General features: G+C 74.6%; 23 protein-coding genes and 1 tRNA gene. 12 read left to right on the forward strand and 12 right to left on the reverse strand.

Annotated elements, in window-relative coordinates; genetic code table 11:
* Positions 1–10: 10 nt before the first annotated feature.
* The gene (locus tag J3473_RS06430; RefSeq protein WP_207022385.1) at positions 11–1,357 is read right to left on the reverse strand and encodes an HNH endonuclease signature motif containing protein; all 1,347 of its coding nucleotides are present in this window, start codon (positions 1,355–1,357) and stop codon (positions 11–13) included.
* A 258-nt stretch (positions 1,358–1,615) separates the two neighbouring features.
* On the opposite strand from J3473_RS06430, the gene J3473_RS06435 reads away from it, so the two are divergent.
* Complete coding sequence (locus J3473_RS06435) at positions 1,616–3,205, forward strand: alpha-amylase family glycosyl hydrolase (protein ID WP_207022386.1); 1,590 nt, start codon at positions 1,616–1,618, stop codon at positions 3,203–3,205.
* 46 nt (positions 3,206–3,251) lie between these two features.
* Here the strand turns inward: J3473_RS06435 and J3473_RS06440 are convergent, their stop codons facing one another.
* Positions 3,252–4,562 carry a DUF1479 domain-containing protein gene (locus tag J3473_RS06440; protein WP_030526518.1) on the reverse strand — a complete coding sequence of 437 codons (1,311 nt, stop codon included), beginning with the start codon at positions 4,560–4,562 and terminating at the stop codon, positions 3,252–3,254.
* A 94-nt stretch (positions 4,563–4,656) separates the two neighbouring features.
* Here J3473_RS06440 and J3473_RS06445 point away from each other — a divergent pair, with 94 nt between their 5' ends.
* Both J3473_RS06445 and J3473_RS06450 read left to right on the forward strand, forming a co-directional pair.
* A complete protein-coding gene (locus J3473_RS06445; RefSeq protein ID WP_207022387.1) occupies positions 4,657–5,805 on the forward strand; it encodes an ROK family protein in 1,149 nt (382 codons plus the stop codon).
* Between the two features lie 169 nt (positions 5,806–5,974).
* Complete coding sequence (locus J3473_RS06450) at positions 5,975–7,873, forward strand: potassium transporter Kup (protein ID WP_242525718.1); 1,899 nt, start codon at positions 5,975–5,977, stop codon at positions 7,871–7,873.
* A 263-nt stretch (positions 7,874–8,136) separates the two neighbouring features.
* On the opposite strand, the gene J3473_RS06455 is transcribed toward J3473_RS06450, so the two are convergent.
* Positions 8,137–8,210 (reverse strand) — tRNA-Pro (locus J3473_RS06455).
* 109 nt (positions 8,211–8,319) lie between these two features.
* A complete protein-coding gene (locus tag J3473_RS06460) occupies positions 8,320–9,300 on the reverse strand; it encodes a metallophosphoesterase (RefSeq protein ID WP_207022388.1) in 981 nt (326 codons plus the stop codon).
* 79 nt (positions 9,301–9,379) lie between these two features.
* Here J3473_RS06460 and J3473_RS06465 point away from each other — a divergent pair, with 79 nt between their 5' ends.
* Positions 9,380–9,844: a GatB/YqeY domain-containing protein gene (locus J3473_RS06465; RefSeq protein WP_207022389.1), complete on the forward strand. Its 465-nt coding sequence runs from the start codon at positions 9,380–9,382 to the stop codon at positions 9,842–9,844.
* A gap of 72 nt (positions 9,845–9,916) precedes the next feature.
* On the opposite strand, the gene J3473_RS06470 is transcribed toward J3473_RS06465, so the two are convergent.
* Positions 9,917–12,337 (reverse strand): transglycosylase domain-containing protein, encoded by a 2,421-nt coding sequence (locus J3473_RS06470; RefSeq protein ID WP_207022390.1) that lies wholly within the window; start codon positions 12,335–12,337, stop codon positions 9,917–9,919.
* Positions 12,338–12,572: 235 nt separating this feature from the next.
* Between J3473_RS06470 and J3473_RS06475 the strand changes: the two genes are divergently transcribed.
* Positions 12,573–12,896, forward strand: coding sequence for a WhiB family transcriptional regulator (locus J3473_RS06475; protein ID WP_051750177.1), 324 nt, complete (start codon positions 12,573–12,575; stop codon positions 12,894–12,896).
* Between the two features lie 181 nt (positions 12,897–13,077).
* Here the strand turns inward: J3473_RS06475 and J3473_RS06480 are convergent, their stop codons facing one another.
* From J3473_RS06480 to J3473_RS06490, 3 genes are read right to left on the reverse strand one after another with little or no spacing between them, the layout of a single operon-like run.
* A complete protein-coding gene (locus J3473_RS06480) occupies positions 13,078–14,253 on the reverse strand; it encodes an ArsA family ATPase (RefSeq protein WP_207022391.1) in 1,176 nt (391 codons plus the stop codon).
* Complete coding sequence (locus J3473_RS06485; RefSeq protein ID WP_207022392.1) at positions 14,253–15,266, reverse strand: ArsA-related P-loop ATPase; 1,014 nt, start codon at positions 15,264–15,266, stop codon at positions 14,253–14,255. The genes J3473_RS06480 and J3473_RS06485 overlap by 1 nt, the downstream gene beginning before the upstream one ends.
* Positions 15,267–15,296: 30 nt before the next feature.
* Positions 15,297–16,085, reverse strand: coding sequence for a S9 family peptidase (locus J3473_RS06490; protein WP_207022393.1), 789 nt, complete (start codon positions 16,083–16,085; stop codon positions 15,297–15,299).
* A 47-nt stretch (positions 16,086–16,132) separates the two neighbouring features.
* On the opposite strand from J3473_RS06490, the gene J3473_RS06495 reads away from it, so the two are divergent.
* The 4 genes from J3473_RS06495 to J3473_RS06510 all read left to right on the forward strand — a co-directional run bounded on the left by J3473_RS06495 (position 16,133) and on the right by J3473_RS06510 (position 18,392).
* A complete protein-coding gene (locus J3473_RS06495; RefSeq protein WP_157577275.1) occupies positions 16,133–16,285 on the forward strand; it encodes a DUF4177 domain-containing protein in 153 nt (50 codons plus the stop codon).
* Position 16,286: 1 nt separating this feature from the next.
* On the forward strand, positions 16,287–16,760 hold the full coding sequence (locus J3473_RS06500) for a RidA family protein (protein WP_207022394.1): 474 nt from the start codon (positions 16,287–16,289) through the stop codon (positions 16,758–16,760).
* Positions 16,753–17,460 carry an NUDIX domain-containing protein gene (locus J3473_RS06505; protein WP_242525719.1) on the forward strand — a complete coding sequence of 236 codons (708 nt, stop codon included), beginning with the start codon at positions 16,753–16,755 and terminating at the stop codon, positions 17,458–17,460. The genes J3473_RS06500 and J3473_RS06505 overlap by 8 nt, the downstream gene beginning before the upstream one ends.
* Positions 17,461–17,555: 95 nt before the next feature.
* Entirely contained in the window at positions 17,556–18,392 is an 837-nt protein-coding gene (locus J3473_RS06510; protein ID WP_207022395.1) for an MBL fold metallo-hydrolase, read from the forward strand.
* A 124-nt stretch (positions 18,393–18,516) separates the two neighbouring features.
* Here J3473_RS06510 and J3473_RS06515 read toward each other — a convergent pair whose 3' ends face one another.
* On the reverse strand, positions 18,517–19,194 hold the full coding sequence (locus J3473_RS06515; protein WP_286175981.1) for a Crp/Fnr family transcriptional regulator: 678 nt from the start codon (positions 19,192–19,194) through the stop codon (positions 18,517–18,519).
* Between the two features lie 114 nt (positions 19,195–19,308).
* Here J3473_RS06515 and nth point away from each other — a divergent pair, with 114 nt between their 5' ends.
* The gene (nth, locus tag J3473_RS06520) at positions 19,309–20,097 is read left to right on the forward strand and encodes an endonuclease III (protein WP_030526532.1); all 789 of its coding nucleotides are present in this window, start codon (positions 19,309–19,311) and stop codon (positions 20,095–20,097) included.
* Between the two features lie 3 nt (positions 20,098–20,100).
* On the opposite strand, the gene J3473_RS06525 is transcribed toward nth, so the two are convergent.
* The gene (locus J3473_RS06525) at positions 20,101–21,822 is read right to left on the reverse strand and encodes a thiamine pyrophosphate-dependent enzyme (protein ID WP_207022396.1); all 1,722 of its coding nucleotides are present in this window, start codon (positions 21,820–21,822) and stop codon (positions 20,101–20,103) included.
* 172 nt (positions 21,823–21,994) lie between these two features.
* Between J3473_RS06525 and J3473_RS06530 the strand changes: the two genes are divergently transcribed.
* Positions 21,995–22,699 carry a CoA pyrophosphatase gene (locus J3473_RS06530; protein WP_207022397.1) on the forward strand — a complete coding sequence of 235 codons (705 nt, stop codon included), beginning with the start codon at positions 21,995–21,997 and terminating at the stop codon, positions 22,697–22,699.
* The gene (locus tag J3473_RS06535) at positions 22,696–23,907 is read left to right on the forward strand and encodes a MarP family serine protease (protein ID WP_207022398.1); all 1,212 of its coding nucleotides are present in this window, start codon (positions 22,696–22,698) and stop codon (positions 23,905–23,907) included. Before J3473_RS06530 ends, J3473_RS06535 begins: the two co-directional genes overlap by 4 nt.
* Positions 23,908–23,923: 16 nt before the next feature.
* On the opposite strand, the gene J3473_RS06540 is transcribed toward J3473_RS06535, so the two are convergent.
* Entirely contained in the window at positions 23,924–24,313 is a 390-nt protein-coding gene (locus J3473_RS06540) for a phage holin family protein (RefSeq protein ID WP_207022399.1), read from the reverse strand.
* 48 nt (positions 24,314–24,361) lie between these two features.
* Entirely contained in the window at positions 24,362–25,729 is a 1,368-nt protein-coding gene (nhaA, locus tag J3473_RS06545; RefSeq protein ID WP_207022400.1) for a Na+/H+ antiporter NhaA, read from the reverse strand.
* Positions 25,730–25,789 lie beyond the last annotated feature (60 nt).

The raw sequence follows: 25,789 nt of genomic DNA on the forward strand, positions 1-25,789 counted from the left end.
CCCCGTCCGCTCATCGGCATGAGCGATGGGTGGGTTGCGCCTGCGTTCCGGCGGCGCGGGTGGCCCGGCTGCCGTGAGTCACCGCATGCCGCCAGGTGTCGAAGTGCAGGTCCGGGGGGTCGTCCGGGAAGTGGTCCGTGGCCGACAGAACCGGCTCATCGGGCGTCGGGGGTGGCAGAGCGGCGAGGGCGCGGTCGTAGGAGCCGTCGGTCAGGTCCCAGACGACGTGGCGGCCGCGATCGTCGGGCTGTTGCCGAACCTCGGCCCAGAGCCGACGTCGGTGGACCGTCGTGTGGTGGCGTTGGCAGAGCAGGGCGGCGTTGAGGACATCGGTCGGGCCGCCGTCGGCCCAGTGACGGACGTGGTGGGCGCGGGTCCAGGCGGCGGGGGCGGTGCATCCGGGGTAGGTGCAGCCGCGGTCGCGGATCAGGAGGTGGCGGCGTTGGGCCCGGGTGAAGAGCCGCAGCAGCCGGGCCAGGGCCAAGGGTTCGCCCTGGGTGCCCAGGACGTGCGCGACGAGGGCGGCGTCGCAGGTCAGGCGGCGCAGGGTGTCCGGGCCGAGGAGGGTGCCGGTGGCGACCGAGCCGAGGACCTCGCCGGCGCCGGTCCAGGCCTGCAGGTCGGCCAGGCTCATCGCGACGTGCAGCGTCGCGGGGGACCCGGCCCGGGCCTCGGCCTCGACGCCACTCGCGATCGTGCAGACCTCGGTCAGGGCCTCGACGCGGCGTTGCCCGGCCGGGCGCAGGTCTCGCTGACCGGTCTGCTCGTCCGGGCGGGGCGCGGACCGCGGCCCGATCGCGGCTTCGAGGGTGGCCGCCTGCTCCGGGGTCATCCACAGCTGGTACTCGGTCAGGTCGCCGGACTCCACGTGCGGCATCGACAGCCGGGCCGAGGGCGCGAGGCGGGCCTGCAGGTCGTCGAAGGCGCCGTGGTGGCCGTACTGCGAGATCAGCCGTGGCCGGAGCCCGCGCATCAGCGCCGTCCCGTGCTGCTGCGCGAGGTCGACGAGCGCGGTGGCCACGGTCGGGAGCGCCTCGTCGCGCAGCAGCGGCTGCACCCGGGCGCTCTCGCGCAGGACCGCGCATCCGGTGCCGGCCTCCAGGCGCCCGTCGCGGACCGCGTCCCAGACGATCCCCAGCGGTGAGTCCTCTGCCGGGGGACGGTCCGGGCCCGACCCGGCCGCGGCGACGTCCACCGCGATCCGCGCCACCGCGACCGCCCCGCCCTGGCGCAGCGACGGCGCGAGCCCGCGCACCCACTCCTGCACCCCGGCCCCCGCGACCTCACCCCGACGAACCGCCTCCACCGCGACCGCCACCCGCGCCGCCGAGGCCAGCGCCGCGAGCCGGTCGGCCACTCCCAACAGCTCACCCAGCTCCGCTCCTACCGCCCCGAACAGCACTTCCGAGATACCCGTCAACGCATCGCCGGCAGCCTCCATCGCGGAGCGGCGCTTCGCGAGTTCGGTTGTCCCCGTTGACATGCCACCATGATCCCATCCAGCACTGACAGCCGGCCGGGCCCGAGGACACGCCTGTGGACCACGAGCGGGCGACGAGCGACCTGTGGACGACCGAGCAGCCCACGACCACCAGCGGCTGGCTATGGTGGCCGGATGGCCAGCACCCGCCCCCAGCCGGCCTGGCTGGCGAACTCGGTCCTCTACCAGATCTACCCGCAGACCTTCGCGGACGGCAACGGCGACGGCATCGGTGACCTCGCCGGGGCCACGGAGAAGCTCGACCACCTCGCGTGGCTCGGGGTCGACGCGGTCTGGTTCAGCCCGCTGTTCGCCTCGCCCTTCGCGGACGCCGGCTACGACGTCGCCGACTACCTCTCCGTCGCGCCGCGCTACGGCACGAACGAGGACCTCGCCGCGTTCGTCGACGCCGCCCGCAGCCGCGGCATCCGCGTCCTGCTCGACCTCGTCGCCGGGCACACGAGCGACCAGCACCCGTGGTTCCGCGAGTGGGTCGACGACCCGGCCGACGGGCGCTACATCTGGAACGAGCGGGTCGGGACCCCGGCCGGCATCTGGTGCCCCGTGCCGGGCCGCCGGGGCGGCTACTACCAGCTGAACTTCTACCCCTGCCAGCCGGCGCTCAACTTCGGCTACGCCCGCCAGGACCCCGGCCAGCCGTGGCGCGACCCGGTCGACGCCGAGGGCCCCCGGGCCAACCGGCAGGCGCTGCGCGACGTCATGGCGCACTGGTTCGACCTCGGCATCAGCGGCTTCCGCGTCGACATGGCGGCCTCGCTCGTCAAGGACGACCCGGGGCACGTCGAGACCGCGCGGCTGTGGGCCGAGATGCGGGAGTGGCTCGACCGCGAGCACCCCGACCGGGCGCTGCTCTCGGAGTGGGGCGACCCCGCCGTCGCGGTGCCGGCCGGGTTCCACGCCGACTTCTTCCTGCACTTCGGCCGCCCGGGCCTGCGCTCCCTGTGGCACACCGGCGTGGGCACGTACGACCCCTCGTGGACGGACACCGACCGCTACTTCTTCGACCCCGAGGGCAGCGGCGGCGTCGACACCTTCCTGCGCGAGTGGCGGCGGGCCACGGACGCCATCGGGGTCGGCGGCGGGCACGTCGCCCTGCCGACCTCCAACCACGACTACGCGCGCCTCGTCACCGGCCCGCGCACCGCGCCGATGGCCCGCGCGGCCTTCGCGTTCGTCGCCACGTGGCCGTCGCTGCCGACGATCTACTACGGCGACGAGATCGGGATGCGCTACGTCGAGGGGCTGCCGGACCGCGAGGGCAGCCTCCTGCAGACGACGCAGGACCGCACCGGCTCCCGGACGCCGATGCAGTGGGAGCCCGGGCCCGGCGCCGGCTTCTCCACCGCGCCGGAGGCGGACTTCTACCTGCCGCTCGACCCCTCGCCCGAGCGCCCGGACGTCGCGACCCAGCGCGCGGACGAGGGCTCGCTGCTGCACCTCGTCCGGCGGCTGCTCGCCCTGCGGCACGCCACCCCGGCGCTGCAGCCCGAGGGCTCGCTCGAGGTGCTGACCGAGGACTACCCGTTCGTGTACGTCCGGGGCGGCACGCACCTCGTCGTGGTCAACCCGCGGCGCGAGCCGGCCGCCGCCACACTGCCGTCCGGGTGGGACGGTGCGCGCGGCCTCGAGGTCGAGGGGGTTCGCCTCGACGGGGGCCGCGCCGAGGCCTCCGGCTTCTCGTACGGGATCTTCGAGCGCCCCTGAGCGCGAGCGGCGCCGGCGTCCGCCTCGGACACCGGCGCCGCGCCGCTCAGTCCTCGAGGCCGAGGCCCCGGCGGCCGGTGCGGTTCAGCTGCTCGGGGGCGAAGCGGTCCGGCCACGTGCGCTCGTAGTGCTCGGCCGGGAAGTCCGACGGGCTGCTGCCGTCGGCGAAGGCCTCGCGCACCGACGCCGCGTACGCCTCGTTGCGCGGGCACCACGGCGCCGCCGGGATGTACATGACGTTGCCCCAGCCCTGCTGGTCGGTGACCGGGTCGACCCCGTGGATCATGTCGCAGTGCCACCAGACGGAGTCGCCGGCGCGGACGTCGGGGATGCCGCTCACCGCGCGCAGCAGCAGCGAGTGCCACTGCTCCGAGGCCGGGAAGACCTGGTTGGTCGTGACGCCGCACATGTCGTCGTCCGGCACGTCCGCGAGCAGCGGCCGCAGCATGAGGTAGGCCATCGCCTCGGGGACCGGCACGGTGTGCAGGACGCCCTGGTCGTGGTCCATGTCCGAGAGCGCCGTCCAGCCCTGGAAGGTCCGGAAGGCCGAGCACATCGTCGTCCCGGGGTACTGCGGGCCGGCCGTGCGGTGCGCGGCGTCCCACGGGTCGTACTGCTCGACGCTGCCGTCGAAGAGGTGGCGGAAGGCGCGCTGGTAGGCCTGCGTCATCCAGAGGTCGAGGGTGCCGGGGTCGAGGTGCGTGCCGAGGCCGCCCGAGTCGGCGCCCGGCGGGCGGCGACGGATGCGGTCGGGGTAGAGCGAGTCGCGCTCGGGGTCGAACCACGTCGTGCCCTCGGACTCGTGCCGCCACAGGCCGTTGAGGAAGCGCTGGACGGTGGCCATCCGCTCGCTCTGGCGGGCCTCCATCTGGGCGGGGGACCAGTAGACGGGGTAGATCTCGGGCCGCGAGCCGACGCTGCCGAAGAAGTCGTCACCGGGGCCGCGGTAGTCCTCGAAGAAGCGGTTGCCCTCGACGTAGTCGACGATGCCGGCGTCCCAGGCGAGGGCCTGCTCGCGGGGGAAGTGGCCGCGCACGACGAGGCAGCCGCGGCGGCGCAGCCGGTCGAGGTCGGCGGCGGTCACCGCGCCCGAGGCGATGTCGGCGTAGTCGAGCACCGGCCAGACCTCCTCGCCGCGCGCCCGCTGCGCCTCGACCTCCTCGACGGCCGCCCGGACACGCGCCTCGACGACGGCGAAGACCTCCTCGACGCTGCGCCCGGAGGCCTCCAGGCGGGCGCGCAGGGCGGCCTTGACCTCCCGCGTCGCGGCGCGCAGGTCCGCGGGCGGCTCCTCCCAGTGGGGGAGGGCAGGCAGGGGCTGCGCGTGCTGCCCGCGGGGCGTGGCGGTGGTCGTCATCGGCCGGTCTCCACTCAGTAAGGACTCCTGACTGAATCCCGAGTGTAGGCGCGACGGGTCGATCTCGGCAAGAGTCCTTACTAGGATCGCGGCCGTGGAGCCCCCCAAGCCCTCGCTCCGGCTGCTGCGGCAGCTGTCCGACCGGCACGTGCTCGGGGTGCTCTTCGAGGAGCCGGCGCTGACCCGGGCGCAGATCGCGACCCGGGCGGGCCTGTCGAAGCCCACCGTCGGCGAGAGCGTGCGCCGGCTGACCGAGGCCGGCGTCGTGCGTGACACCGGTGAGCGCACCGGAGGCCGCGGACGCGCGGGCACCATCCTCGACCTCGTCCCCGACCTCGGCGTCGCGCTGGCGGTGAGCATCGCCCCCGACGGCGTGCGCGCCGAGGCCGTCGACGTCCACGGACGGGTGGTGAGCAGGGCCACGGAGGGGCTGGCCCTGCCCACCACGCCCGACCGGCTCGAGCGCGTCCTGCCCGAGGTCGTCGCCCGGGCGGCGGCCGCGGCCCCCGGCGCCGTCCGCGTGGCCGTCGTCAGCGCCGCGGACCCCGTCGACCGCGCGAGCGGGGCGCTCGTCCACCTGCCCGACGCGCCCTTCCTCGTCGGCGACCTCTCGCCCGTCCCGCTCCTCGCGCCCCTCGTCGAGGGCGAGGTGGTCGTCGACAACGACGTCAACTGGGCAGCGCGCGCCGAGCTCGCCGCGGCGGGCCCGGACGCCGCCGGCGGGGGCGAGCTGGCCTACCTCTACCTCGACCGCGGGCTCGGGTGCGCCGTCGTCGCCGACGGCGTGGTGCTGCGGGGCGCCCGCGGCCTCGCGGGGGAGGTCGCGCACCTCGTGACCACCGGGCCCGACGGGCGGGCCGGCCCGTTCACCGACGTCATCGGCGCGCTCGGCCTGCGCGAGGGCGGCAGCACCGCCGTCGACACCGCCGCCGTCCTGGGCCTCCTCGAGGCCGGTGACGGCGACGCCGCAACCGCCGCCACGCTCGACGCGCTCGCGAGCGCCGTCTGTGGCGTCCTCGCCGCGCTCGTCGCGCTGACCGACCCCGCCGCCGTCGTCCTCGGCGGGGTGTGGGGGTCGCACCCGGCGTTCCTGGAGCGGGTGGCGCGGCAGGTCGAGGCGATGCCCCGGCGGGTCGCGCTGCGCCCGCCCGCGGTGCGCGAGCAGCCCGCGCTCGCCGGCGCCCGGCAGGAGGCGCTGCGGCGGCTGCGCGAGCACGTCGTCACCGGGTCCGCCGCGCGCTGACCCCCTCGGTGTCGAGTGCGCACGCGGCACCCAGGGCAACCACCTGCGCACTCGACCCCGGGGGTGGGGGCGCCGGTGCCGGGTCGAGGGCGTTCGAGGTTGCCCCCGCGACCGCTTCCGCCCTCGACTCCGGGCGGGACGGGCTCCTGCGCCGCCTACGCTCGGCACCGTGAACGCACCGTCCGCCCCCTCGACCACGACCCGGCGCGCCCTCGTGCTCGGGGCCCTGGGCGTCGTCTTCGGCGACATCGGCACGAGCCCGCTCTACGCGATGCAGACCGTCTTCGCGCTCGACGGCGGCATCGTCGAGCCGACGCGCGACAACGCGCTCGGCGTTGTCTCGACCGTCGTCTGGGCCATCACGCTCGTCGTGTCGGTCAAGTACGTGCTCTTCGTCCTGCGGGCCGACAACGACGGCGAGGGCGGGGTGCTCTCGCTCGCCTTCCTCGCACGGCGCTCGGTGCGCCCCGGCGGCAAGCGGTTCCGGCTCGTCATGGTGCTCGGGGTCATCGGGGCCGCCCTGTTCTACGGCGACTCGGTCATCACGCCCGCGATCTCCGTGATGTCCGCCGTCGAGGGTCTCGAGGTCGTCGAGCCCGGGCTCACGTCGTGGGTGCTGCCGCTCGGCGCGGCGGTCATCACGGTCCTGTTCGTCGTCCAGCGCCACGGCACCGACCGGGTCGGACGGTTCTTCGGCCCCGTCATGGTCCTGTGGTTCCTCACGCTCGCCGCGCTCGGGCTGCCGCACGTCCTCGCCTACCCCCAGGCCTTGCTCGCGCTCAGCCCGCACCTCGCGCTCCAGTTCGCGCTGGCCCACCCGCTCGTCAGCTTCCTCGCCCTCGGCGCGGTGGTCCTGGCGATCACCGGGGCCGAGGCGCTCTACGCCGACATGGGCCACTTCGGGCGACCGGCCATCGCCACGGGGTGGTTCTGGCTCGTCTTCCCGAGCCTCACCCTCAACTACCTCGGGCAGGCCGAGCTCATCGTCAAGGACCCCACGACGATCGACCGGCCCTTCTTCCACCTCGCACCCGACTGGGCGACGCTTCCGCTCGTCGTCCTCGCCACGGCGGCCACCGTCATCGCGTCGCAGGCCGTCATCTCGGGGGCCTTCTCGGTGTCTCGGCAGGCCGAGCGGCTCGACTTCCTGCCCCGCCTCACCGTCCGCCAGACCTCCGAGCACGAGGGCGGGCAGATCTACGTGCCGGCGATCAACTGGGTGCTCTTCGCGGGCGTCCTCGTCCTCATGCTCAGCTTCCGCAGCAGCGAGCACCTGGCGGTCGCCTACGGCCTCGCCGTCACCGCGACCCTGGCCCTCACGACGTGCCTCTTCCTCGTCTACGCCGACGCCGCGCTCGACTGGCCCCGGTGGCGGCTGTGGGCGTTCGGGGGGCTGTTCCTCTGGGTCGAGCTGAGCTTCGTCGCCGCCAACGCCACGAAGATCACCCACGGCGGCTGGTTGCCGGTGCTGCTCGCGACCGTCATCGCGTTCGTCATGCTCACGTGGTCCAAGGGGCAGCGCGTCGTCAAGGCGCGGCGGGCCAAGGTCGAGCGACCCCTCACCGAGTTCCTCGAGGAGGCGCACGCGGGCGGGCTGCGCCGCGTCCCCGGCACCGCCGTCTTCCTGCACACCGGCCACGACACGACCCCGCTGTCGCTGCGCGAGAACGTCGACTTCAACAAGGTGCTCCACGAGAACGTCATCATCACGAACACGATCCGGATGAACGTCCCGCACGTGCCCGACGAGGAGCGGGTCGTCGTCGACGACCTCGGCGACGAGTGGGACGGCATCTGCCTCGTCCGGCTGCACTTCGGGTTCGCCGACGAGCAGGACATCCCGGCCGCGCTCGCGCTCGCCGCGCAGACCCCGGACCTCTCCTTCGACCGCGACACCGCGCTGTACTTCCTCTCGCGGGTCTCCGTCCACGCCGCCGACCGGCCCGGGATGTCGCGCTGGCGCAAGCGCGTCTACATCGCGATGTCGCACAACGCGGCCGACCCCACGGAGTACTTCCACCTGCCGATCGCCCGCACGGTCGTCGTCGGCGCCCAGCTGCACGTCTGACCGCCCTGACCTCGCGGTGCCGGGGTGGTCTCGCCCGGCCGGGGTGGTGTGGCGGCGCGGCGAGGCGAGATAGGGGCGGCGAGGCGGGGTTGGCAGGATCTCGCGGTGTCGGGGTGGTCCTGCGGTGCCGGGGTGACAGGACGCCGCGCTCCCCGTCGCCTCCTCCGTCGGCGCCGGCTCGCGCTCCCGGCACCCTGTCCCCCGACGAGCGAGAGGGCCGGGCCGGATCGACTCCGTCGATCCGGCCCGGCCCTCTCGTGATGTCGGGGTGACAGGATTTGAACCTGCGACCTCTTCGTCCCGAACGAAGCGCGCTACCAAGCTGCGCCACACCCCGTGGCACGTCATCGACGACCCGAAGGCCGCCGCGACACCCGAGGATAGCCGACCACCCGCGAGCATCCGAAATCGGTCCCCCCGACGGTCACGCGAGAGGCCCCGCGACCTCAGCCGAGGTCGTCCGCGCCGTGCGCCACGAGGGTGAGCAGCGTCGCCTCCGGACGGCACGCGAAGCGCACCGGAGCGTACGGCGAGGTCCCCAGGCCGGCGGAGACGTGCAGCCACGCGGCGTCCGCCGGCGCCGCCGACGAGGGCAGCACGCGGCCCTCGCCACCGCCGGGACCGGCCCCCGGCCACCAGCGCGAGACGCCCTTGGCGCGGCCGGTGTCGAGGTCGCAGTTCGTCACGAGCGCGCCGTAGACGGGGAGCGCGAGCTGACCGCCGTGCGTGTGGCCGGCGAGGACGAGGCCGGCGCCGTCGGCGACCATCGCGTCGAGGATGCGCTGGTAGGGCGCGTGCACCAGCCCCACCGTCAGCGCGACGTCGTCCCGGGCCGGGCCGGCGACCCGGTCGTAGCGGTCGAACTCGACGTGCGGGTCGTCGACCCCGACGAGCTCGACCCGGTGCCCGCCCATCTCGACGACCGTGCGGGCGTTGTCGAGGTCCGCCCAGCCGCCCGCGCGCAGCCCGTCGACGAGCGCGCCGACCGGCAGGTCGCCCCGGGGCCGCGGCGCCGTCGCGTGGCGGGAGGTCAGGTAGCGCGCCGGGTTCTTCGGGATCGGTGCGAAGTAGTCGTTGGAGCCCAGGACGAACGCCCCCGGGAACTCCATGAGCGGCTCCATGGCCCGCAGCAGCGGCGGGACGGCCTCGAGGTGGGCGAGGTTGTCGCCGGAGTTGACGACGAAGTCGGGGCGCAGCTCGGCGAGGGAGCGGACCCAGTCGATCTTGCGGCGCTGGCCCGGCGTGAGGTGCAGGTCCGAGACCTGGAGGATGCGCACCGGCGCCGACCCGGCCGGCAGGACGGGCACGGTGAAGCGGCGCAGGGCGAACCAGGTGCGCTCGACGAGGGAGGCGTAGGCCACCCCCGCGAGGCCGGCGCCGACGAGCCCGCCGACGGCGCGCAGGGCGGTGCGGGCGGGAGGCGTCATCGGTCCATCCTCGCAAACGGCGTCGCCCGTCGGGGAATCCCGGGTGACCGCGCGCGCGCCCGGGTGGGAGAGTGGCCCCATGAACGCCCAGAGCCTCAAGGCGAAGCTGCAGAGCGACCTCCACGACGCGATGCGCGCCCGCGACAAGGTCCGCGCCTCCACGCTGCGGATGGCCCTCACGTCCGTGACCACCGCCGAGGTCGCCGGTGACGAGGCCCGCGAGCTCGACGACGACGAGGTCCTCAAGGTCGTCGCCAAGGAGGCGAAGAAGCGGCGCGAGGCCTCGGCCGCCTACCGCGACGCGCAGCGACCCGAGCTCGCCGACGTCGAGGACGCCGAGCTCGCCGTCCTCGAGGCCTACCTGCCCGCCCAGCTCGGCGACGACGAGCTGCGGGCCATCGTCGAGCGGGCCGTCGCCTCCACGGGCGCGAGCGGCATGGCCGACATGGGCCGGGTCATGAAGACCGCCCAGGGTGAGGTCGCCGGCCGCGCCGAGGGCGGCCGGGTCGCCGGGGTCGTCAAGGCGGTCCTCGCGGGGCGCTGACCCCCACCTCCCGCCCGACACGACGAGGGCCCGACCGGATGCTCCGGTCGGGCCCTCGTCGTGCGCCAGGCGTCAGCCCTTGCCGCCCGGCGGCTTGGGAGCCCCCTTGCCCTTGCCGGGCTTGCCCTTGGTCGGGGGCTTGGTCTGCGCCGGCTGGGTCGGCTTGACGTTGACCGCGGGGGAGGCCGCCGCACCCGAGGAGATGAGCAGGGTCACCGTCGAGCCGCGGACGGCCTCGCCGGACGGAGAGGTGCCCGCCACCGTGCCGACCGGCGCGTTGCTCGGGATGCTCTGGCCGACCGTGCTCCCGAACCCGGCGCCCTGGAGGATCGCCGCGGCCGAGCCCGGGTTGCGGGCGTAGACGTTGGGGATCGGGTCGAGGTTGCCGCGCTGGGTCTGCGAGCTGGGGGTCGGGAACTGCTCGACCTTCATGCCCTTCGAGAGCGCCTTCATCGTGTTGGCCCAGACCGGCGCGGAGACCGTGCCACCGAAGACCTGGCTGAAGCAGCCGTAGGAGCCGAAGCACTTGCCGTTGAGCGAGTAGAACTTGCCGTTCTTGTCGGAGACGTTGACGTTGCCGATCCAGACGGCGCTCGCGAGCTGGCGGGTGTACCCGGCGAACCAGGACTGGTTGTGGCCGTTGGTCGTCCCGGTCTTGCCGGCGGCGGGGCGGGCGCTGACGTCCCAGAGGCCGTCGGCCGTGCCGCCGTTCTTCAGCGTGCCCTCGAGGAGGGAGGACACGGCGGCGGCGGTCTCCTTCTTGATGACCTGCTTGCAGGAGGTCTTGGGGACCTTGATCTCCTTCTTGTCCGGCGTGGTGATCGAGACGATCGGGCTCGGCTCGCAGTAGGTGCCGTCGGCCGCGAGGGTGGCGTAGGCGCTGGCGAGGGCGAGCGGCGTGGTCGTGCCCGAGCCGAGCGTGGCGTTGGAGATCGTGCGGTCGACCTCCTTGCCGTTGGCCATGTGCACGCCCATCTTCTTCATCGTGTCGAGGACGTTGCACGGCCCGACCTCGATGCTCAGCTGCGCCGCCCACGTGTTGACCGACTTGGCGATGCCCTCGGAGAGGGACATCATCCGGCCGCCGATGGCGTAGTCGTTGCCGACCTCCCAGGGCTTGTCGGCGCCGCACGGGGCACCGACGACCTTGGGGCCGCCGAAGGCGTGGTCGACGTGGTTCGTGGCGAACGGGGTGAAGATCTGCGCGTTCATCGGCATGCCCTGCTCGATGGCGGTGACGAGGCCGAACATCTTCGCGGTGGAGCCGAACTGGTAGCCGTAGGGACCGCCGCCGTAGACCTGGTCGACGTTCCAGTTGGTCTGGTTCTTGTCGAAGTCGGCGGCCTGGCCCATCGCGAGGACCTTGCCGGTCCCGGGCTCCACGACCGTGATGGCGCCGCCGAGGTTGCTCTTGTTGCCCACGGGCACGGCCTTGGTGATCTCGCGCTGGGTGATCTTCTGCATCGCGGGGTCGAGCGTCGTGCGGATGGTCAGCCCGCCCTGGTTGATCCGCTTGAGCCGCTCCTCGGGGGTCTTGCCGAGGGCCGCGAGCTGCGGCGAGTGCTGGAGGTAGGCCATGACGTAGGCGCAGAAGTACGGCTCGCTCGAGCGGTGGCACACGCCCTTGGCCGGCGTCTTGTGCAGCATCTTCTCGACCGGCTGCTTCTTGGCGGCCGCGACGTCCTTGGCGGAGGCGAAGCCCAGCTGCTGCATCCGGGTGAGGACGACGTTGCGCCGTGCCTGCGCCTGCTTGGGGTTGATGACCGGGTTGTACGCGGTGGGCTGCTGGACGATGCCCGCGAGGAGGGCGGACTGGCCGAGCGTCAGCTTGTTCGCGTGCACGCCGAAGTAGTTGAGGGCCGCGGCCTCGACGCCGTAGGCCTGGTCGCCGTAGTAGACGAGGTTGAGGTAGCCCTGGAGGATCTGGTCCTTGGTGAAGTTCTCCTCGACGTTGACCGCGTACTTGAGCTCCTGCAGCTTGCGTCCGTAGTTCTCGGCGACGGCCGCCTTGGCCGCCTGCTCGTCGCCGGCGCGCAGCGCCTGCTCCTGGAGAGTGACCTTGACGAACTGCTGGGTCAGCGTCGACGCGCCCTGCACGTCACCACCCTGGGCGTTGGAGACGACCGCCCGGGTGAAGCCGCGCAGGTCGAGGCCGCCGTGCTCGTAGAAGCGCGCGTCCTCGATGGCGATCTGCGCGTTGCGCATGTTCTTCGAGATCTTGTTGAGCGGGACGATGATGCGGTTCTCGTCGTACGGGTTGGCGATGACGTGGTTCTTCGCGTCGACGATCTTCGACTGCTGCGCGAGCGGCGAGACCTCGAAGTCGCTCGGCAGGTCGTTGAAGAAGTCGACCCCGCTCTTGGCCGCCTGCCCGCTCGCCCCGATCGCGGGGACGGCGATGCCCGCCAGCAGCAGGCCGGCGACCGTGCTCAGCACCACGAAACCGAGGAGCAACCTGAGCACGGCCGGGAAGTTCTGCGCACGTCCGTCCATGCGCGACAGGGTAACGCGGGGACCTGACGATGCCCGAGGGCCGAGACGGCGGCGCGCGGGTGGGCGTCGAGGGCCCGCCGGAGCGGTGGGTCAGGGGTCGGTGACGGGGGTCGTCCGTTCGGCCAGGCGGGGGACCGCTTCGGCCGATACCTGCAGGTCAGGTATCAACCTACGGTTTATGCATGTCCTCTTCCGAGAGGGGGGCGAGGACCCGAGACAGCGAAGAGAGGTGGACATGAGCATCTCACCGGTGACGGCCCCGACCGAGGGGCAGTGGGTGACGGAGTGGGCGCCGCTCGGCAAGTGTGCCGGCAGCGACCCCGACGCGCTCTTCGTCCAGGGCAAGGCGCAGCGCGCCGCCAAGATCGTCTGCAAGGGCTGCCCGGTCGTGGCCGAGTGCCTCGCCGACGCGCTCGACAACCGCACCGAGTTCGGTGTGTGGGGCGGCATGACGGAACGCGAGCGGCGCGCCCTGCTGCGCCGCCGTCCCGACGTGCGCTCCTGGACGGCGCTGCTGTCCGCGGCGAAGGCCCGTGGCGCCGAGGGCGCCATCGCCTGACCGCAGGCGGTGCCGTGCGCGCCGCCTCCCACCCCAAGACCCCCCGGTGGGGCCGACCATCCCCCTGCACGCCCGTGGCACCCCCTGCAGTCACGGGCACCGGTCGGCTCCCCGGGGCCTTGTGCGTCCGGGGGTGTCCAGGGGCGTCCGGGGAGCGGCCTCCGGGCCGGGGGTCCCGGCCTCAGCCGCCGAGCGCGGCGCCGACCTCGCGCAGGCCGTCGAGGTCGTGGATGTCGGTCGCGGCCGCCGGCACCGTGCGCACCGGCACGCCGGGGTGGGTCGCGACGAACCGCCGCACCCGGGCCTCGTGGCGCTCCGCGACCTCGGCCAGCGTGGCGTGCAGCCGCAGGAGAGCCGGCGTCGGCCCCGTGCTCGGGCCCACCGCGTCGGCGTCGTCCGCGCGGTCCTCGAGCTGCTCGGCCGCGGCCGTCGCCCGTGACCCGCTGAGCCCCGGCGCGGCGAGCTGCTGCATCCGGTTGACGACGACGCCGGCGAGCGGCATCGACTCCGCCTCGAGGCGCTCGACGAAGTAGGCGGCCTCGCGCAGCGCGTCGCGCTCGGGGGCGGCGACGACGACGAACGCCGTCGAGGGCTCCTTGAGCAGGGCGTACGTGACGTCGGCGCGCTCGCGGAAGCCGCCGAACATCGTGTCGAGCGCCGCGACGAAGGTCTGCACGTCGCTGAGGAACTGCCCGCCGAGGACCTTCGAGAGGGTGGCCGCGGCGAGGTTGGCGCCGACCGAGAACACCTTGAGGTAGGCCCGCCCGCCGGCCTTCGCGGGGGCCATGAGCAGGCGGATGAAGCGGCCGTCGAGGAAGGAGCCGAGGCGCTTCGGGGCGTCGAGGAAGTCCAGGGCCGAGCGCGACGGCGGGGTGTCGACGACCACGAGGTCCCACGTGCCGTCGGCGTCGGCCTGCGCGCGCAGCTGGCCCAGCTTCTCCATCGCCATGTACTCCTGCGTGCCCGCGAACGAGCTGGAGACCGCCTGGTAGAAGGGGTTGTCGAGGATCTGCTGCGCCTTCTCGGGGGTCGAGTGCGCGAGCACGACCTCGTCGAAGGTCCGCTTCATGTCGAGCATCATCGCGTCGAGCGAGCCGCCCGCCGCGGCGCCGACGCCCTCGACCGGGCGCGGGGTGTTGTCGAGGGTCGACAGGCCGAGCGACTGCGCGAGCCGCCGTGCGGGGTCGATGGTGAGCACGACGACCCGCCGGCCGGCCTCGGCGGCGCGCACGCCGAGCGCCGCCGCGGTCGTCGTCTTGCCCACGCCGCCGCTGCCGCAGCAGACGACGATGCCGGTGGCGGGGTCGGCGAGGAGGGCGTCGACGTCGAAGGCGTCGGCGGTGGTGCGCGGGGCCATCAGCCGACCCCCTGCTCGTGCAGCTCGTCGGCGAGGACGCCCACCCCGCCGTCGTCGGTGCCCGTCGTCAGCGCCGGGAGGGTGACGGTCGGCAGCCCCAGCCCGCGGACCTCGCCACCGAGCTCGTGCTCGAGCGCCACGCGGGCGGCGTGGTCGGCCGCCTCGGCGAGCAGCCCCCCGACCGTCCGGGCGCCGGACCGGACGCCGACGGCCGCGAGGTCGGCGCGCACCTGCTCCTCGAGGCCGGCCGGGTCCTGCGCCAGCCGGTCGACGAGGGCGTCCGGCAGGAGCGGCTCGCGGACCTGGTTGACGACGACGGCGCCGAGGCCGAAGCCGGCCGCCGACAGCTCGGCGACGGCGTCGGCGGTCTCCTGCACCGGCATCTCCTCGAGGAGGGTCACGACGTGGACGAGGCTGCGGCGGCTGCGGAGCATCCGGGTGATCGACTCGGCCTGCTGGTGGATGGGACCCATCCGCGCCAGGCCCGCCACCTGCTCGTTGACCCCGAGGAAGCGGCCGACGCGGCCGGTCGGCGGGGCGTCGAGGACGACGGCGTCCCAGGCGTGGGCGCCCTGGCCGCGCTTCCCGCCCGTCGTGCGGCCCACCGCCTCGTAGACCTTGCCGGTCAGGAGGACGTCGCGCACACCCGGGGCGATCGTCGTCGCGAAGTCGACGACGCCCATCCGCTCGAGCGCCCCACCCGCGCGACCGAGCTTGTAGAACGTCTGGAGGTACTCGAGCAGCGCGGCCTTGGCCTCGACCGACAGCCCCCAGAGCTCGCCGCCCGAGGGGTCCTGGACGAGGCGGACCTCGTCGGTGCCGAGCGGTGGCACCCCGAAGGTCTGGCTGATGCCCTGCCGGTTCTCGACCTCGACGAGGAGGACGCGCCGACCCTGCCGGGCCAGGGCGAGCCCGAGCGCGCTGGCGACCGTCGTCTTGCCGACACCCCCCTTGCCGGTGACGACGTGCAGCCGGACACCGTCGAGGACGCGCGCGAGAGGAGGGGCGGCCATGCGGCCAGCCTAGATCGGGCCGCCGGGCCCTCAGGCCGGGTGGTGCGGGCCGCCGCGGCCGAGGGTGAGCTCCTCGACCTCGGCGAGCAGCAGGAGGTACGCGGGGTGCTCGGGGTCGACGAGGTCGAAGTGGTCCGCGCCGCGGGCCAGGGCGGTCGTGGCCTTCGCGTCGTCCGCGGTGCGGGTCGCGGCGTAGGCCTCGGCGACCTCTGGCGGCACGATGTCGTCGTGCTCGCCGCTGACGAGCGCGACCGGGGCGGTGAGGCGCAGCCGGCCGGGGTCGGCGGCGGCCCAGGCGTCGGGGACCTCGTCGGGGGAGCCGCCGAGGAAGGCGCGGGCGGCGTCGTCGCCGAGGTGCAGCCGGTCGGCCGTCGCGAGGTCCGCGACCGGCCCGAGCGCGACGGCGCCGAGGAGGTCGGGGACGCGGTCCTCGGAGGCGAGCCACGTCACGAGGTGGCCGCCCGCCGAGTGCCCGACGAGCACGACGGCGTCGGGCAGGTCGGTGTCGGCGTGGGCGGCCGCGAGGTTGGCGAGCAGCGCGTCGGCGGTGCCGGGCCAGCCGCCGCCCGGCATCCCGGGCCGCGGGTACTCGAGGTTGACGACGTGGAAGCCGTCGCGCGACAGCGCCTCGGCCAGGGGGCCGAGGTGGGTGCGGTCGTGGGTGGGCCGCCAGAAGCCGCCGTGGACGAGGGCGACGGTGTAGCCGCGGGCCCGGTGCGGGTCGGGCTCGAACACGTCGTAGACGTCGGTCTGCTCCGGCCCGGTCACCTCGGTGCGGTCGGGCTGGCGGGCGGGTCGGCTCATGACGTCGTCGCTCATCACGGCCACCGTAGCCGCGGACCGGCCCCGCGGTTAGGGTGGCGCGCATGCAGAAGTGGGAGTACGCGACCGTACCGCTCATCGTCCACGCGACGAAGCAGATCCTCGACCAGTGGGGTGAGGACGGCTGGGAGCTCGTCCAGGTCCTCGCGATGCCCGAGGGCAACCTCGTCGCCTACCTCAAGCGCGCGAAGGCCTGACATGGGTGCCGTCGAGGACCGCCTCGCCGAGCTGGGCCTCACCCTCCCCGAGGTCGTGCCGCCGCTCGCGGCCTACGTCCCGGCGGTGCTCGACGGCTCGCGGGTCTACGTCTCGGGGCAGGTGCCGTTCGTCGAGGGCGTGCTGCCCGCGACCGGCCAGGTCGGCGAGCTCGTCGGCCTCGTGACGCCCGAGAAGGCGGCCGAGCTCGCGGCCGTCTGCGCGCTCAACGCCATCGCGGCGATCCGGTCCGTCGTCGGCGACCTCGACCGCGTCGAGCGCATCGTCAAGGTCACCGGCTTCGTCGCCTCCGACCCGTCCTTCACCGGTCAGCCCGGTGTCGTCAACGGCGCGAGCGAGCTGTTCGGCAAGGTCTTCGGCGACGCCGGGGTCCACGCCCGCTCGGCCGTGGGGGTCGCGGCGCTGCCGCTCGGCGCCCCGGTCGAGGTCGAGGTCATCGCCCACGTCCGTGACTGAGCCGACCGTCCTGCGCCGCCCGGTGCGCGACGCCGGCCTGCTCGAGCGGGCCCGCGCCTGGGTCGAGGCGGGGTCCGGCGACGGGCCCGAGCCGCGGCCGGCCGCGACGGTGATGCTCGTGCGCGACACCGACGCCGGGCCGGAGGTCTACGTCCAGCGGCGCGTGGCCACGATGGCCTTCGCGCCGTCGATGGTCGTCTTCCCCGGCGGGCGCGTCGACCCCGCCGACGCCGGGCTCGACCCCGCGACCCCCGGGCTCGCCGACCTCGCCGCGCACCTCGGCGTGACGCCGGCGGAGGCCGCGCCCTTCGCGGCGGCCGCCGTCCGCGAGGTCGAGGAGGAGTGCGGCGTGCGGGTCGAGGTCGCGGCGCTGCGCGGCCGCGGCCACTGGGTCACGCCGGCGTTCGAGCCGCGGCGCTACGACACGTGGATCCTCGCCGCCGGCATGCCGGAGGGTCAGGAGGCCCGCGAGACGAGCGGCGAGAGCGACGGCGGCGGTTGGGCCCGCGCGTCGGTCCTGCTGCAGCGCGCCGGGCGGGGCGAGGTGCGGATGATGCCGCCGCAGGTCTGGGCCCTCGAGGCGCTGGAGCGCTTCGACTCCGCCGCGGCCTTCCTCGCCGACCGCCCCGACATCCGCCGCGTCGTGCCGGTGCTCGAGCAGGACCCGGACGGCACGCTCGTCCTCGTCACGGCGCTCTGACCCCGTCCGTCCTCCCCGCGACCTGCGCGGGTCCGCGTGCGACCGCACCCGCAGCAGCGCAGGTCACGGGGAGAAGGCGGGCCTAGGGTGGGCGGATGACCCCGTCGTCATCGTCCCCCGCGCAGCCGCCGGCCTCGGTGCGGGACCTTTGGGACGGGGGAGCGGTGGGCGAGCGGGCGCACTGCGTCCTCGCGCCCAACCCCGGCCCGATGACCCTCGACGGCACGAACACCTGGGTGCTGCTCGAGCCGGGCTCGAGCGAGGCCGTCGTCGTCGACCCCGGGCCGCACGGTGACGCGCACCTGCGCGCGGTCCTCGACCTCGTGGCCTCCCGCGGGGCGCGCGTCGGGCTGACCGTCCTCACCCACGGCCACCACGACCACGCCGAGGCCGCCCCGCGTTTCGCCGAGCTGTCCGGTGCCCCGACGCGGGCGGTCGGCGCCGGCCACGACGACCTCGGCGACGGGGACGTGCTCGCGGTGGGCGGCCTCGAGCTGCGCGTCGTCGCGACGCCGGGGCATACCGCCGACTCGGTGTCGTTCGCCCTGCCGGCAGACCACGCGCTTCTCACTGGCGACACGGTGCTCGGCCGCGGGACGACCGTGGTCGCGCACCCCGACGGCGAGCTGGACGCCTACCTCGCGTCGCTCGAGCGGATCGCCGCGCTCACCGGGGACGGCGACGTGACGCGCATCCTCCCCGGGCACGGCCCGCTCGTCCCGGACGCCGCGGCGATGGTGGCGTTCTACCGGACGCACCGCGCGCAGCGGCTCGAGCAGGTCCGGCAGGCGCTGCGCGACGGCGCGGCGGCCGAGGCGGACCCGGTCGAGGGCGTGCTGCGGCGCGTCTACGCCGAGGTGTCACCGGACGTGTGGCCGGCGGCGCGGATGTCCATCCGCGCGCAGCTGGACCACCTGGGCATCCCCTGGTGAACCCCATGCGTATCGGGTGACCCGATACGCCTGCGCTTCACCCGGGAACCGTTCCGGGGGAGAGCGCGCCCGTATCGGGTGACCCGATACGCGCGTGACGGGTGGGGCGAGGGGGTGAGGCGGGTCAGCGGGCGCGGCGGCGCAGGCGCTCGACGTCCATGAGGAGGACGGCGCGCGCCTCGAGGCGCAGCCACCCGCGCGAGGCGAAGTCGGCGAGCGCCTTGTTGACCGTCTCGCGGGAGGCGCCGACGAGCTGCGCGAGCTCCTCCTGGGTGAGGTCGTGCGAGACCATGACACCCTCCTCGACCGGGCGGCCGAAGCGCTTGGCGAGGTCGAGCAGGGCCTTGGCGACGCGACCGGGGACGTCGGTGAAGACGAGGTCGGCGAGGACGTCGTTGGTGCGGCGCAGCCGGCGGGCCAGCGCGCTGAGCAGGGTGAGCGCGACACCGGGGCGCTCGTGGAGGAAGTCCTTGAGCTGCTCGTGGCCCATCGAGAGCAGCTGGGTCTCGGCGACGGCGGTCGCGGTGGCCGTGCGGGGCCCGGGGTCGAAGAGCGAGAGCTCGCCGAACATCTCGCCGGGGCCGAGGATGGCCAGGAGGTTCTCGCGGCCGTCGGTGCTCGTGCGCCCGAGCTTGATCTTGCCCTCGCCGATGACGTAGAGCCGGTCGCCCTGGTCGCCCTCGTGGAAGAGGACGTCGCCGCGCTCGAGCCGCGAGGGGTTCATCTGCGCGATGAGCCCCTCCGCCGCACCGTCGTCGAGGGGGGACAGGAGCGGGGCTTTGCGCACGACGTCGTGGTCCACGTCGGACAGTGTGCCAGAACGGGCAGGTCGGGGGCCGGGTGGTCGCGGCCCCCGGGCAGCGCCCGGACCGGTCGCCAGGGGTGGTCTGTCGGGGCCCGGCCCTAGGCTGTCGCCGTGCCCGTCCGTCCCTCGCCCGCCGTCCGCCGCGCGGCCACCGGTGACGAGTCGCCGGTCGCCCGCACCCGCCGTGCCCGCCGCACGTACCGCGCTCTGCTGGACCGGTACCCCTACGCCCACTGCGAGCTCGACTTCGAGACGCCGCTGCAGCTGCTCGTGGCCACCGTCCTCTCCGCGCAGACCACCGACGTCATGGTCAACACGGTGACGCCGACCCTCTTCTCGCGCTGGCCCACCGCCGAGGCGCTCGCGGCGGCCGACCGGGCCGAGATGGAGGCCGTCCTGCGGCCCACCGGCTTCTTCCGGGCCAAGACCAACTCGGTCATCACCCTCGCCCAGGCCGTCGTCGAGAGGTACGGGGGCGAGGTCCCCGGCCGGCTCGAGGACCTCGTGACGCTCCCGGGGGTCGGCCGCAAGACGGCGAACGTCGTGCTGGGCAACGCCTTCGGTGTCCCCGGCATCACCGTCGACACGCACTTCGGCCGCCTCGTCCGGCGGTGGGGCTGGACGCAGGAGACCGACCCGGTCAAGGTCGAGGCCGACGTCGCCGCGATCATCCCGAAGAGCGACTGGACGATGCTCAGCCACGTCGTCATCTTCCACGGCCGGCGCACCTGCTTCGCGCGCAAGCCGGCGTGCGGCGCCTGCCCGGTCACCCGGTGGTGCCCCGCGTACGGCGAGGGCGAGACCGACCCCGAGAAGGCCGCGAAGCTCCTCAAGTTCGAGCTGGCCCCGGGCGCCGTCCTGCCCGACCCCCCACCGGGCCCTCTGCCCGACGACGCCTGACCCTCACCGGCTCTCGAACGCCTCCTTCGTCTTCGCGATGGCGAAGCCCCAGCCCTGCGAGACGGTCGGCTTCGGCGGCACCGCGACCTCGTCGGGGTTGGTGACGACGTCGAGGAGCGTCGGCCCGTCGTGCCCGAGCGCCCACCGCACGGCGTCGTCGAGGTCGGCGGGGTCCTCGACCCGCCGCGCGGTCAGGCCCATCGCCGTGGCCACCGCGGCGAGGTCGGGGTTGTCCAGCTCGGTGCCGAACTCGGGCAGGCCGCCCTGCTCCTGCTCGAGCTTGACCATCCCGAGCCGCCCGTTGTCGAAGACGACGACGGTGACCGGCAGCCGGTAGGTGACGGCCGTGCGCAGGTCGCCGAGCAGCATCATCAGGCCGCCGTCGCCGGCCATCGCGACGACCTGGCGGTCACGGTCGAGCGCCGACGCGCCGAGGGCCATCGGCACCGCGTTGGCCATCGACCCGAGGTTGAAGGACCCGACGAGGCGGCGGGTGCCGCGCATCGTCACGTGGCGCGCGACCCAGGCCGTCGACATGCCGGTGTCGGCGGTGAGGACGGCGTCGTCGGCGGCGTGCCGGTCGACCGCGTCGGCGACGGCCTCGGGCCGGATCCGGGTGTCCGGGTTGTCGAAGACCGCGCGCACCCGGCCGAGCAGGCGCCGGTCGTGGCCCGGGTCGAGCAGCGAGCGCTGCCGCTCGTGCCACTGCTCGTACTCGCGACGGGCCGCGTCGAGGTGGCCGCGGTCCGTGCGCGGGGTGAGGCGGGGCAGCAGGGCCCGCAGCGTCCCCGCGGCGTCGCCGACGAGCGCGAGGTCGACGGGCACGCGCCGACCGATGTGCGAGCCGCGCACGTCGAGCTGCACGACGGTCTTCCCGCTCGGGTACCAGTCGCGGTAGGGGAAGTCGCTGCCGATGAGCACGAGGACGTCGCAGGAGTCCATCGCGTGCGCGGCGGCCGGGTTGCCGATGAGCCCGGACTGGCCGACCTCGTAGGGGTTGTCGCGCTCGAGCCCCTCCTTGGCCTTGAGGGTGAGGACCATCGGGGCCGCGAGGCGTTCGGCGAGCTCGAGCACCTCCTCGCGCGCACCGAGGGCGCCGTGCCCGACGAGCAGCGTGACCTCGGCGTCGCCCGCGAGCAGCTCGGCGACGGCGGCGACCTGCACCTCGGGCGCCGGGGCGGGCACCCCGGCCGGGGCGAAGCGGGGGAGCGGGGTGTCCTGCGGCAGCTCGAGGTCACCGACGTCCCCGGGGATCGTCAGGACCGCGACGCCGCCCTGCGCGAGCGCCGCGTTGACGCCCTGCTCGAGGACGTGCGGCAGCTGCTCGACGGAGGTGAGCGTGCGGGCCCACACCGCGACGTCCGAGAACAGGACGTCGTTGTCGACCTCCTGGAAGAAGTCGGTGCCGATGTCGCCCGACGGCACCTGGCCGCAGATCGCGAGCACCGGCGCGTGCGACTTCTTCGCGTCGTAGAGACCGTTGAGCAGGTGGACCGAGCCCGGCCCGACCGTGCCCATGACGACGCCCAGCGGGGCGCCGAGCTGCGCCTGGGCGCTCGCCGCGAAGGCGCCCACCTCCTCGTGCCGCACGCCCACCCACTCGACCCGCTCCTCCCGGCGGATGGCGTCGGTCAGCGGGTTGAGGGCGTCGCCGACGACACCCCAGACGTGCGTGACGCCGTGCTCGGCGAGGGCGGTGACGATGTGCTCGGCGACGGTGCTCATGGGGGTCCTCCCGGTGGCGGATGGGTGTGGACCGGGCGCCGCGCGGGGCGGTGCCCGGCCCGTCACCTCAGCGCTACCCCGCGCGGCCGCCCGCGACACCGCCGGGCCGGTCGCGCCCGCGCCCGGGCGCTCCCGGCGGACTCCCGGGTCACGCACATCCGGCGTGCCTACGATGACGCCCATGACCTCCGCACCCGCGTGGCTGAGGCGGCTCGCCACCCGGGCGGACGTCGCGGCCCACCCCTGGTTCGCCGAGCACCCGGCGCCCCCGGAGGGTGCCCGGTCCTCGGCGGTCCTCGTGCTCTTCGGCCCCGGCCCCGACGGGCGCACCGACGTCGTCCTCACCGAGCGCGCGCACACGCTGCGCTCGCACCCGGGGCAGGTCTCCTTCCCCGGCGGCCGGATGGACCCCGGTGACGACGGCCCGGTCGGCGCGGCCCTGCGCGAGGCGCAGGAGGAGGTCGGTCTCGAGCCGGCGGGTGTCGAGGTGCTCGCGGCCCTGCCGGCGCTGCACCTGGCACCGAGCGGCAACGCCGTGACCCCGGTCCTCGGCTGGTGGCCGCGCCCGGTGCCGGTCGGGGTCGTCGACACCGCCGAGGTCGCGCGCGTCGACCGCGTGGCGGTCGAGGACCTGCTCGACCCCCGCCACCGCTTCACCACCGTCTTCGGCCCCTACCGGGGCCCCGGGTTCGAGGTGGACGGCCTCTTCGTCTGGGGCTTCACCGCGATGCTCCTCGACACCCTCCTCGACCTCGCCGGCCTGACCCGGCCGTGGGACCACGCCCACGAGCGGGCGCTGCCCGACCGCGTGCGCTCCCCGTGGATGCGCGGGGCCGAGGAGCGCCCCGACCCGCCGGAGACCGAGGACGCGCCGTGACCGGCTCGACCGTCCTCGACGTCGTCCTCGCCCTCGTCCTGCTCGCCTACGCCTGGAGCGGATGGCGCCAGGGGCTGGTCGCCGCCGTCCTCGGGCTCGTCGGGCTGCTCGCCGGGGCCTTCGCCGCGGTCAAGGTCGCCCCGGGGCTGATCGACGGCCGGGGCGGCATCGACCTCGGCAGCCCGGCCGGGACGCTCCTGCTCATCGGGATCGTCCTCGTCGCCGCGACGCTCGGGCAGTGGCTCATGCTCCTGCTCGCCTCGCGGGTCCGCACCGTCATCGGGATGGCCGGGCTGCGGCTCGTCGACAACCTCCTCGGCGCGGTCGCGGTGCTCGTGGCGTCCGTCCTCGTCGTCTGGGTGGTCGCCGGGGCCGCGCGCGTCAGCGGCCCGGTGGGCCTGCGCAACGCCATCGCCTCCTCGGCAGTCGTGCGCACGGTCGACGCCGTCGTGCCGCGCTCGGCGCAGACCCTCGTCGACGACCTCACCGAGGCCCTCGACCGCGGCGGCTTCCCCCGCGTCTTCGAGGGGCTGGGGCCCGAGCCGATCGCCTCGGTGCAGGCGCCTGACCGCGCGCTCGTCGAGGACGCCGTCGTGTCGCGGGCGCTGCGCTCGGTCGTCCACGTGCGGGCCTCCTCGCCGCGGTGCGGGCAGACCCAGGTGGGCTCCGGGTGGGTGCTCTCGCCGGGGGTCGTCGTCACCAACGCGCACGTCGTCGCGGGGGCGCGGACGGTGCGGCTCAGCGTGCGCGGCACGGGCCCGGAGGTGACCGGCCGGGTCGTGCGCTTCGACCCCGACCGCGACGTCGCCGTCGTCGTCACCTCGAAGCTCGACGCGCCCGCGCTGACCCGCGGTGACGCGCTGGGCCGGGGCGACGACGCCGTGCTCGCGGGCTTCCCCGGCGACCACGGCCTCTGGGTCGGGCCGGCCCGGGTCCGCAGCGTCCTCGAGGCGAAGGGCGGCGACATCTACGGCGGCGACGGCACGGTCCGCCAGATCTACTCCCTGCGGGCCGAGGTCCGCCGCGGCGCCTCCGGCGGCCCGATGGTCGACCCCGAGGGCCACGTCGTGGGGATGGTCTTCGCGACCTCGCTCGACGACCCGCAGACCGGGTACGCGATGACGTACTCAGAGCTCGCGCCCGTCGTGCGCGGCTCGTCGGTCGGCGACCCGACGGTCTCGACCGGCCAGTGCCGCGGGGCGGCCTGAGCGGACCGGCCGGCGCTCAGCCCTGGTGCTTGAGCGCGGCCACCGTTTCCTTGCCCTGGGCGATGGCCTTCTCGGGCGCGGGCTTCGCCTTCTGCAGCGCGTTCTTGCCGAGGAGGGCGAGCACTCCGGCGACGACGAACATCAGCACCGTGACGATGAGGTAGCCGGCCCACAGGGGCAGCCAGATCGCGAGGACCTGGGCGAGGGTGTGGAAGAGGAAGACCAGCCCGAGCAGGCCGACGAACGCCGCCCCGGCGAGCAGCCCGGCCCCGACGCCGACCTTCTTGGCGCCCTGCGCGACCTCGGCCTTGGCCAGGGCGATCTCGCCCTTGACGATGCCCTGGACGTCGTGCGTCGCGTCGGCGACGAGCTGTCCGATGGTGCGCTCGGTGCTCTCGGGTGCCATGCGTCCTCAGCTCGTGTCGTGGGTCCTGCGGAGCGGTACGTGCCGACCTTACCGAGTGCTCGTGGAGCCGGGGCCCGCGTGCTCCTCCTGGAAGCAGTCCGGCACGCCGTCGCCGTCGTCGTCGCGGGTCTCCTGCTCGTGGATGCGCCGGTAGACGGCGTTGCGCCGCCGGAGGATGACCGACGCGAGCGCGGCCGCGGTGAGCGACCCGAGGAGGATGCCGAGCTTGACGTGCTCGTCGCGCGCGGAGCCGGCCCCGAAGGCGAGCTCGCCGACGAGCAGCGAGACCGTGAACCCGACCCCGGTGAGGATGGCGAGGCCGGCGATGTCGGACCACGCGAGGTCGTCGTCGAGCCGGGCGCGGGTGAACCGGGCCATGAGGTAGGTCGACCCGAGGACGCCGACGAGCTTGCCGACGACGAGGCCGGCGACGACGCCGATGGCCACCGGGTCGCGCAGCGTCTCGCCGAAACCGCCGCCGAGCACCGCCACGCCGGAGGCGAAGAACGCGAACACGGGCACCGCGACGCCGGCCGACAGCGGGCGGATGCGGTGCTCGAAGCGGTGCGCGACGTCGGTGTCGGCCGGCAGCGTGCTCACCGCGGGCACCCCGCGCTTGCGCGGGCGGACCGGGACGACGAGCCCGAGGAGGACGCCGGCCACGGTGGCGTGGACGCCGGAGGCATGGACGAAGGCCCAGGTGAGCGCGGCGAGCGGCACGAGCAGCCACCAGGCCGCGATCCGGCGCTGGACGAGGGCCGCGAACGCGGCGAGCGGCACGAGCCCGAGGAGGAGCATCATCGGGTCGAGGTCGGAGGTGTAGAAGACCGCGATGATCGTGATGGCGATGAGGTCGTCGACGACGGCGAGCGTGAGGAGGAACGAGCGCAGCCCGGACGGCAGGTGCGAGCCGATGACCGCGAGCACCGCGAGGGCGAAGGCGATGTCGGTGGCCGTCGGGATGGCCCAGCCCTGCAGCGCGTCCCCCTCGCCCCCCATGAGGGTGACGACGCCGACGAAGACGACGGCGGGGACGGCGACGCCGCAGAACGCGGCGACGACCGGCACGGCCGCCTTGGCGGGCGAGCGGAGGTCGCCGACGAGGAACTCGCGCTTGAGCTCGAGCCCGGCGACGAAGAAGAAGATCGCGAGCAGGCCGTCGGCCGCCCAGTGGCCGAGGCTGAGGCGCAGGTGGAACCAGTCGGTGCCGATCTCGGTGTCGCGCAGCGAGAAGTAGGCGTCGCTCAGGGGGCTGTTGGCGAGGATGATCGCGACGACGGCGGCGCCGAGGAGGACGGCCCCGCCGATGGTCTCGGTGCGCAGGGCGTTGGCGACGAACTGGGTCTCGGCCCAGGTCGAGGGGCGGGAGAGGAGGCGGTGGCCCTCGGGGCGGCGGCCGGGCGGTGCGGAGGTCATCGGGCGGCTCCTGACGGAGGGGCGGGGGCCGCGGGCGGGCGCGGCGAGGTCGTTGCCGAC

This window comes from Phycicoccus sp. DTK01, from assembly GCF_017312765.1.
Classification (GTDB): domain Bacteria; phylum Actinomycetota; class Actinomycetes; order Actinomycetales; family Dermatophilaceae; genus Phycicoccus; species Phycicoccus jejuensis.

Excerpts from the sequence above, each read along its gene's own strand:
- J3473_RS06435 (WP_207022386.1), top strand. The coding sequence starts at position 1,616 with ATGGCCAGCACCCGCCCCCAGCCGGCCTGGCTGGCGAACTCGGTCCTC.
- J3473_RS06440 (WP_030526518.1), bottom strand. The coding sequence starts at position 4,562 with ATGACGACCACCGCCACGCCCCGCGGGCAGCACGCGCAGCCCCTGCCT.
- J3473_RS06460 (WP_207022388.1), bottom strand. The coding sequence starts at position 9,300 with ATGACGCCTCCCGCCCGCACCGCCCTGCGCGCCGTCGGCGGGCTCGTC.
- J3473_RS06465 (WP_207022389.1), top strand. The coding sequence starts at position 9,380 with ATGAACGCCCAGAGCCTCAAGGCGAAGCTGCAGAGCGACCTCCACGAC.
- J3473_RS06470 (WP_207022390.1), bottom strand. The coding sequence starts at position 12,337 with ATGGACGGACGTGCGCAGAACTTCCCGGCCGTGCTCAGGTTGCTCCTC.
- J3473_RS06475 (WP_051750177.1), top strand. The coding sequence starts at position 12,573 with ATGAGCATCTCACCGGTGACGGCCCCGACCGAGGGGCAGTGGGTGACG.
- J3473_RS06480 (WP_207022391.1), bottom strand. The coding sequence starts at position 14,253 with ATGGCCCCGCGCACCACCGCCGACGCCTTCGACGTCGACGCCCTCCTC.
- J3473_RS06485 (WP_207022392.1), bottom strand. The coding sequence starts at position 15,266 with ATGGCCGCCCCTCCTCTCGCGCGCGTCCTCGACGGTGTCCGGCTGCAC.
- J3473_RS06490 (WP_207022393.1), bottom strand. The coding sequence starts at position 16,085 with ATGAGCGACGACGTCATGAGCCGACCCGCCCGCCAGCCCGACCGCACC.
- J3473_RS06495 (WP_157577275.1), top strand. The coding sequence starts at position 16,133 with ATGCAGAAGTGGGAGTACGCGACCGTACCGCTCATCGTCCACGCGACG.
- J3473_RS06500 (WP_207022394.1), top strand. The coding sequence starts at position 16,287 with ATGGGTGCCGTCGAGGACCGCCTCGCCGAGCTGGGCCTCACCCTCCCC.
- J3473_RS06510 (WP_207022395.1), top strand. The coding sequence starts at position 17,556 with ATGACCCCGTCGTCATCGTCCCCCGCGCAGCCGCCGGCCTCGGTGCGG.
- J3473_RS06525 (WP_207022396.1), bottom strand. The coding sequence starts at position 21,822 with ATGAGCACCGTCGCCGAGCACATCGTCACCGCCCTCGCCGAGCACGGC.
- J3473_RS06530 (WP_207022397.1), top strand. The coding sequence starts at position 21,995 with ATGACGCCCATGACCTCCGCACCCGCGTGGCTGAGGCGGCTCGCCACC.
- J3473_RS06540 (WP_207022399.1), bottom strand. The coding sequence starts at position 24,313 with ATGGCACCCGAGAGCACCGAGCGCACCATCGGACAGCTCGTCGCCGAC.
- nhaA (WP_207022400.1), bottom strand. The coding sequence starts at position 25,729 with ATGACCTCCGCACCGCCCGGCCGCCGCCCCGAGGGCCACCGCCTCCTC.